At 37.1% G+C, this 16406-nt stretch carries 15 protein-coding genes; 12 read left to right on the forward strand and 3 right to left on the reverse strand.

The features are described 5' to 3' along the window. Window positions 1-187: 187 nt before the first annotated feature. The 5 genes from E4O04_RS01500 (at window position 188) to E4O04_RS01520 (ending at window position 4858) form a co-directional block, all read left to right on the forward strand. Window positions 188-1018, forward strand: a complete 831-nt coding sequence (locus E4O04_RS01500; protein WP_253709250.1) for a Vgb family protein — start codon at window positions 188-190, stop codon at window positions 1016-1018. Further along, on the forward strand, window positions 1008-1367 hold the full coding sequence (locus E4O04_RS01505) for a MerR family transcriptional regulator (protein WP_253709253.1): 360 nt from the start codon (window positions 1008-1010) through the stop codon (window positions 1365-1367). The genes E4O04_RS01500 and E4O04_RS01505 overlap by 11 nt, the downstream gene beginning before the upstream one ends. 4 nt (window positions 1368-1371) lie before the next feature. Next, entirely contained in the window at window positions 1372-2151 is a 780-nt protein-coding gene (locus E4O04_RS01510; protein WP_253709256.1) for an SDR family NAD(P)-dependent oxidoreductase, read from the forward strand. Window positions 2152-2568: 417 nt separating this feature from the next. Beyond that, window positions 2569-3615: a uroporphyrinogen decarboxylase family protein gene (locus tag E4O04_RS01515; RefSeq protein ID WP_253709273.1), complete on the forward strand. Its 1047-nt coding sequence runs from the start codon at window positions 2569-2571 to the stop codon at window positions 3613-3615. 1 nt (window position 3616) lies between these two features. Then, a complete protein-coding gene (locus E4O04_RS01520) occupies window positions 3617-4858 on the forward strand; it encodes an SLC13 family permease (protein WP_253709276.1) in 1242 nt (413 codons plus the stop codon). Window positions 4859-5215: 357 nt separating this feature from the next. Here E4O04_RS01520 and E4O04_RS01525 read toward each other — a convergent pair whose 3' ends face one another. The 3 genes from E4O04_RS01525 to E4O04_RS01535 all read right to left on the reverse strand — a co-directional run bounded on the left by E4O04_RS01525 (window position 5216) and on the right by E4O04_RS01535 (window position 10229). Continuing rightward, a complete protein-coding gene (locus E4O04_RS01525; RefSeq protein WP_253686097.1) occupies window positions 5216-6541 on the reverse strand; it encodes a sodium-dependent transporter in 1326 nt (441 codons plus the stop codon). A gap of 98 nt (window positions 6542-6639) precedes the next feature. Then, complete coding sequence (locus tag E4O04_RS01530; protein ID WP_253686095.1) at window positions 6640-8019, reverse strand: tryptophanase; 1380 nt, start codon at window positions 8017-8019, stop codon at window positions 6640-6642. A gap of 92 nt (window positions 8020-8111) precedes the next feature. Continuing rightward, the gene (locus E4O04_RS01535) at window positions 8112-10229 is read right to left on the reverse strand and encodes a methyl-accepting chemotaxis protein (RefSeq protein ID WP_253686093.1); all 2118 of its coding nucleotides are present in this window, start codon (window positions 10227-10229) and stop codon (window positions 8112-8114) included. 242 nt (window positions 10230-10471) lie between these two features. On the opposite strand from E4O04_RS01535, the gene E4O04_RS01540 reads away from it, so the two are divergent. The 7 genes from E4O04_RS01540 to E4O04_RS01570 all read left to right on the forward strand — a co-directional run bounded on the left by E4O04_RS01540 (window position 10472) and on the right by E4O04_RS01570 (window position 16406). Next, window positions 10472-11503, forward strand: a complete 1032-nt coding sequence (locus tag E4O04_RS01540; RefSeq protein ID WP_253709289.1) for a YeiH family protein — start codon at window positions 10472-10474, stop codon at window positions 11501-11503. Between the two features lie 90 nt (window positions 11504-11593). Continuing rightward, window positions 11594-12388 (forward strand): glucosamine-6-phosphate deaminase, encoded by a 795-nt coding sequence (gene nagB / locus E4O04_RS01545; protein WP_253686089.1) that lies wholly within the window; start codon window positions 11594-11596, stop codon window positions 12386-12388. Beyond that, entirely contained in the window at window positions 12388-13506 is a 1119-nt protein-coding gene (locus tag E4O04_RS01550; RefSeq protein WP_253709292.1) for an AI-2E family transporter, read from the forward strand. The genes nagB and E4O04_RS01550 overlap by 1 nt, the downstream gene beginning before the upstream one ends. Window positions 13507-13517: 11 nt before the next feature. After that, entirely contained in the window at window positions 13518-14573 is a 1056-nt protein-coding gene (locus E4O04_RS01555) for a ribonucleotide-diphosphate reductase subunit beta (RefSeq protein ID WP_253709294.1), read from the forward strand. Between the two features lie 194 nt (window positions 14574-14767). Further along, a complete protein-coding gene (locus E4O04_RS01560; RefSeq protein WP_253709297.1) occupies window positions 14768-15295 on the forward strand; it encodes an RNA polymerase sigma factor in 528 nt (175 codons plus the stop codon). Beyond that, the gene (locus E4O04_RS01565) at window positions 15282-15611 is read left to right on the forward strand and encodes a hypothetical protein (protein WP_253709300.1); all 330 of its coding nucleotides are present in this window, start codon (window positions 15282-15284) and stop codon (window positions 15609-15611) included. Before E4O04_RS01560 ends, E4O04_RS01565 begins: the two co-directional genes overlap by 14 nt. Window positions 15612-15653: 42 nt before the next feature. Continuing rightward, on the forward strand, window positions 15654-16406 hold the full coding sequence (locus tag E4O04_RS01570; protein WP_253709303.1) for a hypothetical protein: 753 nt from the start codon (window positions 15654-15656) through the stop codon (window positions 16404-16406).

Below are 16406 nucleotides of genomic sequence, written 5' to 3' on the forward strand. Positions count from 1 at the left end.
TTTGTAAGAATTTATTTAATCTAATCCGAAATATATGTATTCAGAATTAGAACCACTCTTTTATAAACTTATAGAATCCTTTCAAAAATTCCCCCTCTTCTACAAAATATTTTCCAAAAACCGCTTGCCTTGAACCTAACTGCAAGGTTTATATTATTAAAAGATACATAAATCAGGAGGTTTTAATATGAATAAAATTCACATGGGTATTTTTTTAATCGGTACGGCTGTTTTGGCACACTGTAATCTTTTTGCAAAAGAGCACATCGGGATAAAAAAATTAGCTTCATCTCTTTCCGCCCCTGTCGGAATGGCTTTTGACAGCAAGGGCTATTTGTACATTGCAAACTGGAGTGCAGGACGAATTGACCGCTACCGCTCGGGAAAAATAGAAACGGTTATAAAAGATATTCCTTCTCCTTCTGGTCTTGCAATCGACACCAAGGACGCTTTATACATAGCAACCTACAGCGGGGGCGTAATCTACAAAGTGCAAAACGGTAAAAAAAGCACTTTTATTTCAGGGCTCAGTGTTGTTGCCGGTATAACCTTTGATGATAACGGCAACCTCCTTGTTGCGGAGCGGGGAAAAAGCAGAGTTCTTTCCGTATCGCCAGAAGGAAAAATCTCGGTACTTGCCGATAAGGGCTTGAGCACTCCGGTTGCGGCTATTCAGGCGGGCAAAGACCGCTATGTCATTAACGACATCACCGGAACCATCTACCTTTACCAAGCAAAAAATGCCGAGCTCACCGTTTTGAGTAAAACGCTGAATGCGCCCGCAGCGGGACTCATTCCCGATCCGTTTCAGCCTGATTCCGTTTTGACCGTCGATTACGGCGGCAAGGGGCTCTACCGTATTTCGCTTACGGACGGAAAAACCGAACAGCTTACCGACAAACCGGTTTCTCCTGTCGGGCTTATTGCCGCAGCCGATTCAAAAGAACTGTACATCGCAGCGTGGGGAGATAATTCGCTCTATAAAATTACCTTTGAAGGGAACAGCCATGACGATTAAAGAATTTGCCTCTAAACTCGGCGTAAGCGATTCGGCGCTCCGCTATTATGAAAGAATAGGCGTGTTAAAACCCATTCGCAGAAGAAAAAACGGGTATCGGGAATTTACGGAGACGGACATCGCTTGGATGGAATTTGTATTCCGCTTAAAAGCAACCGGTATGCCCATAGCGCAGATAGCCGAGTTTGCCGAACTTCGTGAAAAGGGAGAGAGCACCGCACCCGAGCGGCTTAAAATGCTCCAAGAACACGAAAAGCGCCTTTTAGCGGAACTTGAAACCAAAACACACAGCTTAGCAAAAATCCGCGAAAAAATCGAATACTATAAAAAATTAACTCTAAAGAGGTAAAAAGATGAAAAAATACGTAGTTATCACCGGTGCAAGTTCAGGTATCGGATACGAAGCGGCAAAGCGGTTTGCGCAGCGCGGGAAAAACATCATTGCCGTCGCACGCACTAAAGAGAAACTTGAAAAGTTGAAAACCGAAATTGCCGGAGCCGGCAATGCTTCGTCGGAGGTCATCGTTAAGGTGTACGACCTTACCCAAAAAGAAAATATCTATGCCCTATACAATTCGGTAAAGGAGCTGGATATTGAAACATGGATCAACAATGCGGGCTTCGGCGATTATTGCAGCATGGAAAATCAAAACCTTGCAAAACTGGAAGATATGTTGAGGCTCAATGTAGAAGCGGTTGCGCTTTTTTCGGCTTTGTATGTGCGGGATTTTGCAAATAAAGAGAATACGCAGCTTATCAACGTGTCGTCCGTCGGCGGGTATACGATTGTCCCGTCTGCGGTTAGCTATTGCGCAACGAAATTTTTTGCCGCCTCCTTTACCGAAGGCTTAAGCCGGGAGTTGAGCGCAGCGGGAGCGAAAATGCAGGCAAAGGTTTTTGCCCCCGCCGCCACAAAAACAAACTTCGGCAATATCGCCAATGACATCACAGACTACGATTACGACAAAGCATTCGGAACCTACCACTCGTGCGCTCAGGCGGTAGAGTTTCTCATGCAGCTGTACGACAGCGACAAACCGCTCGGCATAGTAAACAGAGAAACCTTTGAGTTCAGCCTATCCGATTACCGTTTTTCCTATGTCCAAAAACCGCAGACTTTGCAAAAGGTGTAGGGGTGATGGGGTTTGTTCTCAACTAGGAATAAGGAAATAGAGCCATTCAAAGAGAAATTGTCTATTACTCCATTGATATGATTTTAGCGATAAGATATTGAGTACGCTTTGTTCATGTATTTAGTTTAGAAATTACTCAATAACGGTTTTGAAAGAATATATAGTTAAAGACTTTGCGGCAGACGATGACAGGTTCAAAAACTTCGGAGGCGGCAATGATTTCAAAGGGGTGTTAAGTTATGCCTCTTTATAAATCTGCATATCAATATACAGTTATTTTTTAGTTTCATAAAATTACTTATTTTTATAAAAATATTTATAAAAAAACAAATAAATCATTGACAAATATAAAAACTGATGGTAGCATACTAGTATGGATTAGTAAATAAGTTATTTTAAAAGTGAAGGACAGAAGTTATGAAATTTTCAAAAAGAAAGCGACTTGAGTGTGTATTAAAAGGTCAGCTACCAGATAGACCTCCTATAACTGCGTATAGACATTTTCCTAAGTCTGAAAGAAAACCAACTGAATTAGCCAAGGTTATGTTAGACTGGCAAAAAAAGTATGATTGGGATATTATGAAAATACACCCATCTGCTGTTTATATGCAAGAAGTGTGGGGAGATGTTTTTGACTACAATAATTATGTGCAGGAAATATTCCCTAAAAAAATATCAAAAGCAACTAATTGTGATGATTTATCTATCTTTGAGAAAAAAGATATGAACAATCAAACATTAAAAGATCATGTAGAGGTTATTAAAATAATCAAAGAAAATTTAACTGAAGACGTTCCAATTGTACATACATTGTTTACACCTTTGACAATAATAACAAATATATTTGAGTGCCCTTTTGTTAGAAGACATTTTCATGCTGAAAGAAAAGATAATAAAATTTTTGATATTATAAAAAATAAAGAAAAAGAACTAGAAAAAGCATTAGAAAATATAACTGATACATATATTAATTACTGGAAAGACTTAAAAGCAACAGGTATAGACGGTCTTTTTTATGCGGGTATTTCCTGGGCAAGAACAGGATATATGACAGAAGATGAATGGAGGAGATATATAAAAAAATATGATTTAAAATTTTTAAAAGAAGTAAAAAAAGATGGAGGATTAATAATATATCATACATGTGGTATAAAAAGTAATCCTGAACGATTTTGTGATTATCCAATAGATATTTTGCATTGGGATCAAGGCGGAGAAGGCAATCCTCCCATAAAAGACTCTATCAGATTTTTAAAAAAAATTGTACCTATGGGTGGAGTTAATGAGATGATTTTTGGAACAAATTCAGAAAATAAAATAGAGGAACTAGCTAAAGAGGAAATAAAAAATAATAAAGATATTCCTTATATCCTAGCACCATATTGTTCAGTTTCCATAAATACAACTAATGCAGAATTAATGGCTTTTAGAAATAGTGTTAATTTAAATTTAGGAGGAAGTTAGCATGACAATACCAGCGATAATAACATGTGTAATTTTTATTGTTGTTGTAATTCTATTAATATGGCAGCCGGTGCATCCCATATTAATTGGAGCTGCAATTCCGGCTCTTTTAGCTGCGTTTAAAATAATAGATGCAAAAACGGCATATGCAGAGTTTGGAAATACAACTGTAGTATTTTTTATGGGACTTGTAGTTGTAGGTGAAGCATTTTTTAAAACGGGACTTGCCGACTTCATAGGCGGGAAAATAATAGGTCTTATAGGTAAAACTGAAAAAGGATTAATTCTCGGAACATCAATAGTTGGCGGAGGCCTGTCCGCTTTTCTAAACGATACAGGTACTACAGCTTGTTTAATGCCGATTGTTGGATCAATGGCTGAAAAAGCAAAAATTCCTAAATCAAAATTGCTTATGGCTCTGGCTTATGCTGCTTCTCTTGGTGGAACAATAACATTAATAGGAACCACTCCACATATTGTAGTAAATGGAATGCTGGCAGATATGGGCTTAAGGGAACTTAGATTTTTTGAGTATTCTAAAATCGGTATACCGCTATTAGTTGTTGGAATGATTTATATGAGTATATTTGGAACCAAACTATTGCCATTGAAAAATATAGAGGCAAAAGATGAAAATAGAACAAGCGATAAAAACCCCAGCAAAATGTTACTTGTTGCAATAATATTTTTATCTGTAGTTATAGCAATGGCAACAAAAATTGTGCCAATGCATATAGCAGGAGTGTTTGGAGCTATTCTTGTTGTTCTTACAGGATGCATATCTGCTCAAGATGCAATAAAATCTTTCAGTGTAACAACCGTTTTTCTAGTAGGAGGAATATTTCCGCTTAGTAGAGCTATGGTTAAAACTGGTGCGGCTGAATACATTGTTAATTTATTAAGTCCTGCATTAAATGGATTACCACCTATACTTTTAATTGCTGCTATATCCTTGCTGATGTTAATTGTTACTCAATTTTTATTAAATTCATCAGCTACGGTGTTAATGTTGCCTGTTAGCATTTTGGTTTGTCAGGCTGCAGGAGTTAATCCCCTAGCAGGAGCAATGGCTGTTTCTGTTTGTGCCTCAGGAGTTTTTACAACTCCATTTGGAACAGGTCCAAATCTTCTTGTTTGGGAAGCCGGAGGATATTCAATGAAAGACTATCTAAAATGTGGCTTTCCTCTTTTGATTTTGTTTTGGATAGTTACAACAGTTTTATGTTATTTTATCTATCTATAAGAAATAAAGTCATGTATAACTATTAAATTAGTAAGTAGTAAAAATTGTAATTTGTTGTAATAATCATTCAAGCATTATTATTCTGGTGTCTGAATGATTATTTTATCCTATCCAATACCTACTATTCTCTTCGGATTATAGAACATTTTGCTGAACCTAAGTCTTATTAATAAAGTGATTTTTCCCATAAAACCAATATTTCCTGTGTTTTAGTGTGATTTTTTATAAATTTATTCTTGATAAATACCCGAATATGCCATACAACTTTCTTTAAAAAATTTCGGCTTTGACAATAAAAAACCGATTAATCCGTAGGACTAATCGGTTTTGGTTGTGTCTTTAAAAGACCGGCTTACTCTAGCCGATGCCTCCATAGAAGATACCGAGAATATAAACTATTAAGGTTAAACCGCAATATATGTATTTTCCTTGAATAGAATATGAATCTCCGATTCTCTTGAGTCTGCCCTTTGAAACTTCGTCAAGAACAAAGTCCTTACCGGCAACCCAGAAGAACATGATACCGGCAAGCAAGGCTCCGAGCGGAATTATGTAAATACTGATTACATCCATCCATGTACCGAGTATGTTTCCGTCTTCAACTACTAAACCTACTGCAAAGCCGAGACCAAGAACTATTGCGAGGGCGGCTTTTCGGCTGAGCTTAAACTTTTGCTGCATGAGTTCTACAGGTGTTTCATATAGGTTGATTAGCGATGTAATACCGGCAAACAATACGGCAATAAAGAATATAATAGAAAACAAAGTACCGGCAGGCATTTCTTTGAAGATCATAGGCATTGTGATGAACATCAAGGGCGGTCCTGCGGAGGGTTCCAGGTCATAAGCAAAAACGGCAGGGATGATAACCAAGGCGGCAATCATAGCTGCAAGTGTATCAAAGATTGCTGTATACTTTGCACTGGTGGGAGCGTCCTCCGTATCTTTCAGATAGCTTCCGTATACAACCGTACCGCTTCCTGCTAACGACAGCGAGAAGAATGCCTGACCTAAGGCAAATACCCAAGTTTTAATATTGCCTAATGCGGACCAATCCGTTTTGAAAAGGAATTTATAGCCTTCCATTGCTTTGGGCAGTGTTGCAACTCTGATTGCAAGAATGATAAACAAAGCAAAGAAGGTGGGCATCATGATTTTGTTAATCTTTTCGATACCGGATGAAACTCCTGCGACCATTACTAAAAATGAAACTGCAATTGCAATAATGTGCCAGGGTAGACTGGATAAGGGCCCTGCGATAGATCCGAAATATGCACCGCTGTTTTCTGCAGCAAGCATTGAACCTGTAAAAGCTCCGACCGTAAAACGGATAATCCATCCTACAACGACAGTGTATCCGATAGCGATGCCTAAGGATCCGATAACCGGAATCCAACCGATATAATTACCGGCTTCACTTCCTCTCATTCTTGTTGCTTTTAAAAATGCACCATGAGGCCCTGTTTTCATAGCCCTGCCGAAGCACATTTCTTCAACGACACCGGTATAACCGATAACTGCAACAAAGATGAAGTACGGAATTAAAAACGCCGCTCCTCCGAATTGTCCGACACGGAAGGGAAAAAGCCAAATGTTCCCCATACCGACAGCGGACCCGATACAAGCAAGAATAAAGCCCCACTTAGAATTAAAGTGATCTCGCTTTGATTCTATGTTTGCCATATAAACCTCCTTATTTTATAAATACACCATACATCCGATGTTTGGACGGATAATCAATAGTCATCCGTCCGATATTCGGTTATTTTATAAATTACCGATTATTTTATAGGTTCCAAATGAGCTTGGAAGTGTCTTAAAATCGGCGGTTCCCAAATAATTTTATAGCCTTTAACTTGTGATGCTCTTTCTTTAATGTTGATTAAAGCTCCTGCAATAACATCTAAGTGAGACTGTGTATATACTCGTCTCGGAATTGCAAGACGGGCAAATTCGAATTCCGATTTGATTTGTTCTCCGGTTTCGGGGTCGTTTCCGAGCATAAAGGAACCGATATCGCATGTTCGGATTCCTGCTTCTTTATACAACTCGACGCAGAGAGTGTGACCTGGAAATTCGTAATATGGAATATGGGGGAACATTGCATTGGCATCAACATAAACGCCGTGCCCGCCTGCCGGGTTTTGAATGGCAATACCGGCATCAAGAAGCTGAGAAGCAAGATACTCCATAGAAGCATTTCGATATTTTAAATATTCTTCGTCAATGCCTTCATATAAGCCGATGGCCAGGGCTTCAAGATCGCGTCCGGCAAGACCTCCGTAAGTGATAAAGCCTTCAAAAGAAATACAGTTACCCTTAATCATTTGATAGATTTCTTGATTGTTTTTAATACCAATCAAACCGCCCATATTAACGATAGCATCTTTTTTGGCGCTCATTGTAAAGGTGTCGGCATAGCTGAACATTTCACGGATAATTTCTTTGATGGACTTATTCTTGAATTCTTCTTCTCTTTGTTTTACAAAGTATGCGTTTTCTGCAAATCGTGCAGCGTCGATATTGAATAAAATACCGTATTTTTTTGCTACTTTGGCAACATCACGAATGTTCTGGATTGAAACAGCCTGTCCGCCGGCAGAGTTGTTTGTAATTGTCATTACAATCATGCCGACTTTTTCTTTTCCGTGTTCGTTAATAAGCTGTTCAAGTTTTTCAACATCCATATTTCCCTTAAAAGGAGCATATTCGGAAGGTTTTTTTGCTTCTTTGCATACGCAGTCCAGAGGCCTTCCGCCTGCCAGAGTTACATGAGCTCTGGTCGTATCAAAGAACATATTTGAAATAGCCACTTGACCTTTTTTAAGCAGCAAGGGGAATAATACTTTTTCTGCAGCACGACCCTGATGAACGGGCTGGATAAATTCATATCCGAAAATATCCTGACCGGCTTCAACTAATTTGAAATAGCTTTTTCCTCCGGCATAGGCCTCATCTCCTACCATAACTCCGCCCCACTGCTTATCACTCATTGCGTTTGTCCCGCTGTCTGTCAATAAGTCAATGTAGACATCTTCACCGCGTAAGTTAAACATATTGTACTTTGCTTTTTCAAGATACTTAATGCGGTCCTCGCGCGTTGTCATTTTGATGGGTTCAACCATTTTAATTCTAAAAGGTTCCGGTACATACTTTTTCATTAAAAAGCCTCCTATAAGTTATTATGGCTTATAGTGTACCACCCCTTTTTTTTACTGTCAAGCCTTTTTTTTGAATTCTTAAGTTTTATAACTTAGACTTTAAATTTCCCTACCTCGTCTACTAAGTTTTCTATGCTTTGTCGGTTTTTTTGGCTGATTTCATTTACCTCCTGTGTTGCTTGATTTATTTGTGAAGCTCCTGCCGCCATTTCATTTACGCTGTCGGTTATCAGACGTGTGAGGCCGTCAAGTTTTTGCATTTCAATTGCAACATTTTTTCCGCCTGCCATCATCTCGGCAGAGCCTCCCGTTACTTTTGATGTTACTGCTGTTATGTCCTTAATTGTGCTAAGTATTTCTTGGCTTCCTTGTTCTTGTTCCTTCATAGCTTCCATTAAAGAGGTGCTCATCTTTTTTACTTGATCGGAAAGGCCAAAAATGACATCAAATTTATTTTCTGCAATTTTTGAAGATGAAGAAAGGGATTCTATTTCTTTACTTAGAACCTTAAGGGTTGTTGTTATCGTTTTTCCTTGTGCACTAGACTCTTCTGCCAGTTTTCGAATCTCATCTGCTACAACAGCGAAGCCTTTTCCCGATTCACCTGCATGAGCGGCTTCAATTGCTGCATTCATTGCAAGCAAGTTCGTTTGGCTTGCAATATGTTGAATAACGCTTGAAGCTTCAATCAAGCTTCCCGACTCTTCGGCTATTTTCTGGGTAATACTGTTTGACTCCGTTAAAGAGCCTTTTCCATCGGCAGTCGCATCCGCAAGAGTTTTGATGGCATCATCGGTTTTTTTAAGAGTTTGATTTATTGAAGATATATTGCTGACCATTTGTTCCACAGCAGAAGAAGATCTGGCAACACTTACTGCTTGTAATCCTATAGCATCATTTAATTGCTGAATTGTCTTTACTATTTGATCGATAGTAGCGGCTGTTTCATTTACGCTTGCTGCCTGTGTAAGGGTCTGATGCTTTACACCGTCTATATTGGCGCTTATCTGATTAATTGCACTTGCCGTTTCCGTCATATTGGAAGCAAGTTCGTTACCTATTTGCTGCATTGTATCTGTGCTTGTACCAAAGAGTCTTACAGAATCACCTATTTTACGTATGGTATTATTAAAGTAAATAGAAAGATCAGATAGTTCATCGTTTCCTTTTATGGGAAGCTGTACAGTTAGATCTCCTTCTCCCTCGGCGATATCTTTAAGTGCGTCTACAACATTTTTTATAGGTCTTACTATTGTAAGAGCTAGTACAATAGTAATAATTATTGATACTATAATCATTAAAAACCATAGAATTCTCATCGTGCTTTTTAATGTTTTTATACTTCCGGTTAATTCATGGATGGGAGCACTTATGACTACAGTCCATGCAGTTGAGCCCATGCGGGCAAAAGATGCGATATGTTTTTCATTTTCATGAGTAAAAAGACCTGTTTTGGAAATATTTGAATTAATTGCTTCTTTTTCAAAGTCGGCTATTTCTCTTAGGTGCTCATCAGTAATAACTTCTTTTACTCTATTTGTCTTAGATGCAACAAGGTTTGTGTTCTTATGAGCTATGACTGATCCATTTCGGCCGAGAATGTAACAGCCTCCTGTTTCTCCGATTAGTATATCATGAATAAACTCCGATATAATAAAGGCATTTGTACCTACACTTAAAACGCCTGTAACTTTTTTATCGTTATCGAATATAGGTACTGCAACCATAATCTGCATTTTCTTTGTTTCAACACTTACAGCCGGTTCTGCTACAAATGGAATTCCGTGCTTTGATATCTTGTACCAGTCTATGTCACTGACGTTTGAAAAATGTCCATTTGAAGAATATCGCATTCCATTTAGATCGCACACTCCAAAGAATTCGATATGGGGATGCATAGCCGCTTCATTGATAAGACTTTGGGCTTTTTCGACATATGAGAGAGAATTGTCTCTCAGAGCGGGCATTCGAGCTAATCCTTCTAAAAATTGAACAAAGGCATTTACCCTTCCATCCATTATTTCTGCCGTATCTACAGCTTTGGCTATCAGTGAATTATCTATTTTTTCGTTTAAGGCTGATTTTGCAATATAAAGTGCTGCAGTTCCCATTGTAAAGCCTGCAATCAGAATTAACATACCAAAAAAAATAACAAGTTTATTCAAAATAGAAAAACGAGTCTTATTTCGGTTCTTTTTTAAGTTTACCATAATAGGCTCCCTGTTTAATGTTAGAGTATTTTGATTACGATTTATAAATTAGGATACTTATAAAATATACAGTTAAGATATGCTTACATAAAGCTATCATATTTCAAATTTTTTTTCTAGTGATTAAGATAAAAAAAATAAAATTTTATCAATATTTTTTTTATGTTTAAGTCTATAATATTGACATTATAAGTATATAAGATTTATAATCATATAATTCCGGCAAACTGGAGAATTTATTTATGGAAGCAATAAAAAAGAATTTCTTAGGTATCTTAGTATGTACATTGATTTGTTTACCTGCATGGTTTTTGGGCAAAATATTTCCGCTCGCCGGAGCACCTGTAATAGCCCTTCTTATTGGGATGGCTATTACCCTTTTATGGAAAGATAAAGGACAGGCAACGGCCGGAATTACTTTTGTTTCAAAAAAAATTCTTCAATGGGCTGTTGTCCTTTTAGGAGCCGGTTTAAATTACACAGCGATTCTTAAAACAGGAGCCCAGTCTCTTCCCATTATTATATGTACAATAGGAATATCTCTTCTTATTGCATTTATTCTTTATAAACTGATGAAACTGAAAAAAAATACGGCAATATTGATCGGAGTGGGCTCTTCAATTTGCGGAGGGTCGGCTGTTGCAGCTTCTGCTTCTGTAATTGATGCAGATGCCGAAGACGCTGCTCAGGCAATTTCGGTTATCTTCTTTTTTAATGTTCTTGCTGCCCTTGTTTTTCCAACTCTTGGAAGGTTCTTAGGTTTTGATACAGCATCAGGAGAGTCCTTTGGTGTTTTTGCAGGTACGGCAATAAACGACACATCTTCAGTAACAGCCGCAGCTGCTGTTTGGGACAGTATGTGGAATCTAGGCTCTCAAACATTGGATAAGGCTGTAATAGTAAAACTTACACGAACTCTCGCCATCATCCCAATTACCTTTTCGCTTGCTTTTTTAAGAGTAAGAGAGATGAAAAATTCGGCTGAAAAAAAGGTAGATCTAAAAAAAATTTTTCCTTTCTTTATCTTGTATTTTATTGCTCTTTCGGTTATCACAGCAATTTTATCTAATTTAGGAGTCCCGTCATCTTTTTTTGCTCCGGCAAAAACCTTGAGTAAGGTGCTTATTACTACCGCAATGGCGGCTGTCGGCCTTAACAGTAATATATTAAAGTTAATAAAAACAGGCGGTAAACCTCTTTTTTTAGGGGCGAGTTGTTGGATATCCATCACCCTTGTAAGCCTGCTTATGCAAAAAGTTATGGGTATCTGGTAAAATTCCAAAAACGCATCCTTATTTCTTTACTAAACCTCAATTTTTTTGTATTATTTAGACCTTAGATTTTAGTCTAAGAGGAGAAACTCTATGAGACTTATTATAAAGAAGAATTATGATGATTGTTCAAAATGGGCTGCCGATTATATAGGCAATAAAATTATCGAATTTAATCCTACCAAGGAAAGACCCTTTGTTCTAGGTCTGCCCACCGGTTCAACTCCCTTAGGTGTCTATAAAGAACTTATAAAAAAACACAAAGAAGGTCTTCTATCTTTTAAGCATGTAGTTACTTTTAATATGGATGAATATGTGGGCTTGGAGGCATCTCATCCTCAGAGTTATCATTATTTTATGATGGATAATTTTTTTAATCACATCGATATTGATCCTAAAAATATCCATATATTAAACGGAATGGCAAAAGATAAGAAAAAAGAATGTGAAGATTATGAAAAGGCAATCCGCTCTTACGGAAAAATTCACTTATTTTTAGGCGGCATAGGAGCTGACGGACACATAGCTTTTAATGAGCCCTATTCTTCTTTAACTTCCCGCACAAGGGAAAAAACCCTAACGCGGGACACCGTCATAATGAATTCCCGCTTTTTTGAAGGAAATGAAGACCTTGTTCCAAAGACAGCATTGACTGTAGGCATCGGCACTATTATGGATGCCGAAGAAGTGTTGATAATGGCAACAGGACACTCTAAGGCTGAAGCTGTGCATCAGGCGATAGAGGGCGGTGTAAGCCATGTCTGGACGGTAAGCGCTTTACAACTTCACCCTAAATCTATTATAATCTGTGATGATGAGGCTACCGATGAGCTTAAAGTAAAAACCGTAAAATATTTTTTGGATATTGAAAAGGAAAAAAGAAACTAATGTATCAAGAAAACAAGCACAGGCTTCAAACAATCTCGTTTTTTGTATTACTTGCAGGAATGCTGATCCTTGTGGGTAAACTATTTTTACCTTACGCAAGTGTTTTATTGTGGTCGGCTGTAATTTATATTTTGGTCAGCCCCTTATATAATAAAATACTGGCCAAGATGAACAAAGAAAAAAGAACTTTTCCTATAAAAAAAAGATTGCTTGCAGGCAGTTTTGCAATAATGACGGTTCTTGTTGTTGCAGGGGTCTTGTTTTTTGTCGTGATAAAAATATTCGGTCAAGGTAAAATTCTTGTCCAAAATATTCAAAGTTTTTTGGAAAACATAAACAATGCAGATTCCGGATTTTCAAAAACCGATATAGCCGCCGCAGTAAATCGATTGTCGATGGGAACAGTAGATATTTCAAACCTTGATTTACAAAAGGAATTTTTAAGTCTTTTATCGGCCTCCTCGGATCGGATCTTGCGATATGCAACAAACCTTGTAAAAAATGCGGGTTCGTTTTTTTTGTCCCTTGTTTTTTTTGCCTTTGCTCTTTACTTTTTTTATGTAGACGGAGCCTATCTTTTCAGTTTATTAAAACATGCCATTCCGATAGATAACGAAACATCAGGCAAACTGTTTTCTAAAATAGGAGAAATTACAACAAATCTTTTTAAAGGACTTTTCTTGGTTTCCTTTTACCAATGTCTTGCCTCTTTAATTATCTATCTTGCATTTGGAGTTCAAAGTGCTCTCTTGCTTGCGATTTTAACCTTTTTTAGTTCATTTTTACCCCTTGTCGGCTGCGGCTTAATTTGGTTTCCTGTCGGAGTCGGGTTATGCTTCACTGACAGTCTGCTAAAGGGGCTTATCTTTTTGGTCGTTGCAGGCTCGATAATCAGCTTTATGGATAATTTTTTACGTCCCTTCTTTTTAAAAGATAGAATAAAGATACATCCTCTTTTAATCTTTTTTTCGATGCTGGGCGGAATAAGCATGTTCTCATTCGACGGAATCGTTTTAGGTCCGATGATTGTAATTTTGTTCTTTACGATTTTGGATATGGCTTTGGATATAGAAGAAAAAAAAGAAAATGACGATGACAATTTTGAGCATTTAGTATAAGGAGAAAATTTATGATAACGGAAAAAACTATTTTGCCGCATAAGGCATTGTTTAACGAAAACGGAGATATAGAAACTCACAAACGCAAGATGATCGGAGGGAACACCACCAATCTAAACGATTTTAACAATATGAAGTATTCATGGGCAAGCGATTGGTACAGGCAGGCTATGAATAATTTTTGGATACCCGAAGAAATAAATATGACCACCGATGTTCAAGACTATCGAAAATTATCCGCACCGGAAAAAACAGCCTACGATAAGATTCTTTCTTTTTTGATTTTTTTGGACAGTATTCAAACCGCAAATCTTCCCAATGTCGGACAATATGTAACGGCCAATGAGGTAAACTTATGCCTTACCATTCAGGCCTTTCAAGAAGCTGTTCATTCGCAAAGCTACAGCTACATGCTTGACACAATTTGTTCTCCCGAAGAGAGAACCGAAATTTTATATCAATGGAAGGATGATGAACACCTTTTGCGTAGAAACAAATTTATCGGCGATCTATACAACGAATTTCAAACCGACAAGAGCGCTCTTGCTTTTTTAAAGGTCTGCGTTGCAAACTACATCTTGGAAGGCGTTTATTTTTATTCCGGTTTTATGTTCTTTTATAATTTGGGAAGAAACAATAAGATGCCCGGTTCGGTACAGGAAATCCGTTATATTAACCGGGATGAAAATACACATCTTTGGCTTTTCCGTTCGATGATTCAGGAACTGCAAAAGGAAGAGCCTCAGCTGTTTACTCCCGAAACCGTAGAGCTTTTTAGAGCCATGATAAAGGAAGGCTGCGAGCAGGAAATAGCTTGGGGAAATTATGTTATAGGAAACGATATTCCCGGGCTTAACAGTCAGATGGTAACCGACTATATCCAATATTTGGGAAACATCAGATGCGAAAACCTCGGCTTTGCGCCGATCTATGACGGACACAGGGAAGAGCCCCAATCTATGAGCTGGGTCAGCCAGTACAGCAATGCGAATCTGATTAAGACGGACTTCTTTGAAGCCAAGTCTACAGCCTATGCAAAGTCCTCGGCAATGGTGGATGATTTATAAATTCAATATTCTTAACTCGAACAGGTTCAAAAATTTTAGGCATACTCTTTTCCTCATAAAACTATTCTATATTATATCTATATATTAATCGAGAAACAAGTCTGACAGCTTGAAAAGTATAAATTAAAATAAATTTGAACTTTTTGCTTTTTTGCGACGATATTAGTATGAGGCCTTTGGTCAAGAATTTGAAAATGGAAAATACAATCGATTTAAACCTTTTGATTGATCAAGCGGGAGATTCTCTTTGGCGCTTTTGTTTAAGGCTTGAAAAAACAAGACTTGATGCTGAAGACCTGTATCAAGAAGCTATGTTGAAAGCAATTAAACTGCAAGACAAAATAGCGTTTGATAAAAATCCTAAGGCTTTTTTATTTTCGATTGCTGTCGGAATACATAAAAATAAATTTCGTAAGTTTTTTAGAAGAGTTAAACTTGCACCCCCTTCGAGTTCTGCACTTGAATCTCTCTCTTCTCCTTATGAAGTTTTACCCGAAATCGAATTCGAAAAAAAAGAATTGAAAGAAGAAATCGAAAAGGCTGTTTCTTCTTTGCCCGAAAAAATTAAGATAAGCATTTTAATGTTCTATTCGGCGGATATGAGCATTGCCGATATTTCAAAAAACTTAGATATACCGGAAGGCACAGTAAAGAGCAGGCTTAATAAGGGCCGCAGTATTTTAAAAAGTATAATAGAGGAGAGCGGATATGGAATCAAATGATAAAACCGATATTTTGATAAGTGAAATTTTAAATACAGGTGAAAAAACTCCTTTGCATATAAATAAAAAAATTTATGCACAGATAAATATGCAAAACAATAATCTTTTGGATGTTCCTATATTTATTATTTTAATAAATATAATTACCGCAATTTTTTCAGGTATTATTTTTATAAACATAGGTTTAATTTTTCCTTTTTTTATATTTAAACCTTTTTTTATATTTTTAGGGATAGGAATTATAAACATCACTATTTTTTTAAGTATTCTTTTAAAATTAAAATATAGTATAAAAGCGCTTCAATATGGATTTTAAAAATATTGAATAAAATTTTATTTGTTTTTATGGAGGAAGAAAATGTTTTTTGTTTCACTTATTACTGTTATCATCACAGCATCTATTTTTGCACTTGCTGCCCGCATTCTTATTGCATATTGGGTTTACAAGGATGCACAAGAAAGAAATGACGAAGTCTTGGTTTGGGTTTTGATAGTGTTTTTTTTATCGGCAGTGCTTGGTCTCATTCTTTATCTTGTAGCGGCTCGAAAAAGCAGGAGAATAAAATGTTCCTCATGCGGATTTACTCAAGCTGCCGGAATTCCTTATTGCGGAAGCTGCGGTAAGCAGATGCCCCCTATCTCGGAAGCTGTAAATAAAAGAAGTAAGGCAAATCTTTGGCCTTTGATTACCGCAGGTATTTTAACCCTTTTGAGCTTGATTTTTTCGATTATATTATCGATTTATATCTTTAAATCGGCTGTAAACGGAGAAATAGAAAATTTTTTTCCGAATGCAGATATAGCTCTCATGCAAAGTCAAACTGATTTTAACAACTTATATAGAGCATCGTTTAAATATCGGACTTCCGAAAAATTCAGCACCTTCACAATAAAAGAAGGTAAAAACTTAAAATGTTCATGGAATATAGATTCAGGTAATATTTCGGTAGAAATAAGTTTCGGTGAAAAGATAATTAAATCTTTTGATAATAATAAAGACGGAAATATATTAAACACCGAAATCGATATGTCCGATTATGTCGGTAAAAAAATTAAACTCAAAATCAAATGCAGTAAAGCATCGGGTTCTTTTGAATTTAGTGCCCGCTAA

Origin of the sequence: Treponema sp. OMZ 799, from assembly GCF_024181365.1 — a bacterium.
GTDB lineage: Bacteria > Spirochaetota > Spirochaetia > Treponematales > Treponemataceae > Treponema_B.

What these genes read in the sequence shown, in the direction of transcription:
- E4O04_RS01520 (WP_253709276.1), top strand. Translation starts at nt 3,617, where the DNA reads ATGACAATACCAGCGATAATAACATGTGTAATTTTTATTGTTGTTGTA.
- nagB (WP_253686089.1), top strand. Translation starts at nt 11,594, where the DNA reads ATGAGACTTATTATAAAGAAGAATTATGATGATTGTTCAAAATGGGCT.
- E4O04_RS01525 (WP_253686097.1), bottom strand. Translation starts at nt 6,541, where the DNA reads ATGGCAAACATAGAATCAAAGCGAGATCACTTTAATTCTAAGTGGGGC.
- E4O04_RS01535 (WP_253686093.1), bottom strand. Translation starts at nt 10,229, where the DNA reads ATGGTAAACTTAAAAAAGAACCGAAATAAGACTCGTTTTTCTATTTTG.
- E4O04_RS01540 (WP_253709289.1), top strand. Translation starts at nt 10,472, where the DNA reads ATGGAAGCAATAAAAAAGAATTTCTTAGGTATCTTAGTATGTACATTG.
- E4O04_RS01570 (WP_253709303.1), top strand. Translation starts at nt 15,654, where the DNA reads ATGTTTTTTGTTTCACTTATTACTGTTATCATCACAGCATCTATTTTT.
- E4O04_RS01510 (WP_253709256.1), top strand. Translation starts at nt 1,372, where the DNA reads ATGAAAAAATACGTAGTTATCACCGGTGCAAGTTCAGGTATCGGATAC.
- E4O04_RS01515 (WP_253709273.1), top strand. Translation starts at nt 2,569, where the DNA reads ATGAAATTTTCAAAAAGAAAGCGACTTGAGTGTGTATTAAAAGGTCAG.
- E4O04_RS01550 (WP_253709292.1), top strand. Translation starts at nt 12,388, where the DNA reads ATGTATCAAGAAAACAAGCACAGGCTTCAAACAATCTCGTTTTTTGTA.
- E4O04_RS01530 (WP_253686095.1), bottom strand. Translation starts at nt 8,019, where the DNA reads ATGAAAAAGTATGTACCGGAACCTTTTAGAATTAAAATGGTTGAACCC.
- E4O04_RS01565 (WP_253709300.1), top strand. Translation starts at nt 15,282, where the DNA reads ATGGAATCAAATGATAAAACCGATATTTTGATAAGTGAAATTTTAAAT.
- E4O04_RS01555 (WP_253709294.1), top strand. Translation starts at nt 13,518, where the DNA reads ATGATAACGGAAAAAACTATTTTGCCGCATAAGGCATTGTTTAACGAA.
- E4O04_RS01505 (WP_253709253.1), top strand. Translation starts at nt 1,008, where the DNA reads ATGACGATTAAAGAATTTGCCTCTAAACTCGGCGTAAGCGATTCGGCG.
- E4O04_RS01500 (WP_253709250.1), top strand. Translation starts at nt 188, where the DNA reads ATGAATAAAATTCACATGGGTATTTTTTTAATCGGTACGGCTGTTTTG.
- E4O04_RS01560 (WP_253709297.1), top strand. Translation starts at nt 14,768, where the DNA reads ATGGAAAATACAATCGATTTAAACCTTTTGATTGATCAAGCGGGAGAT.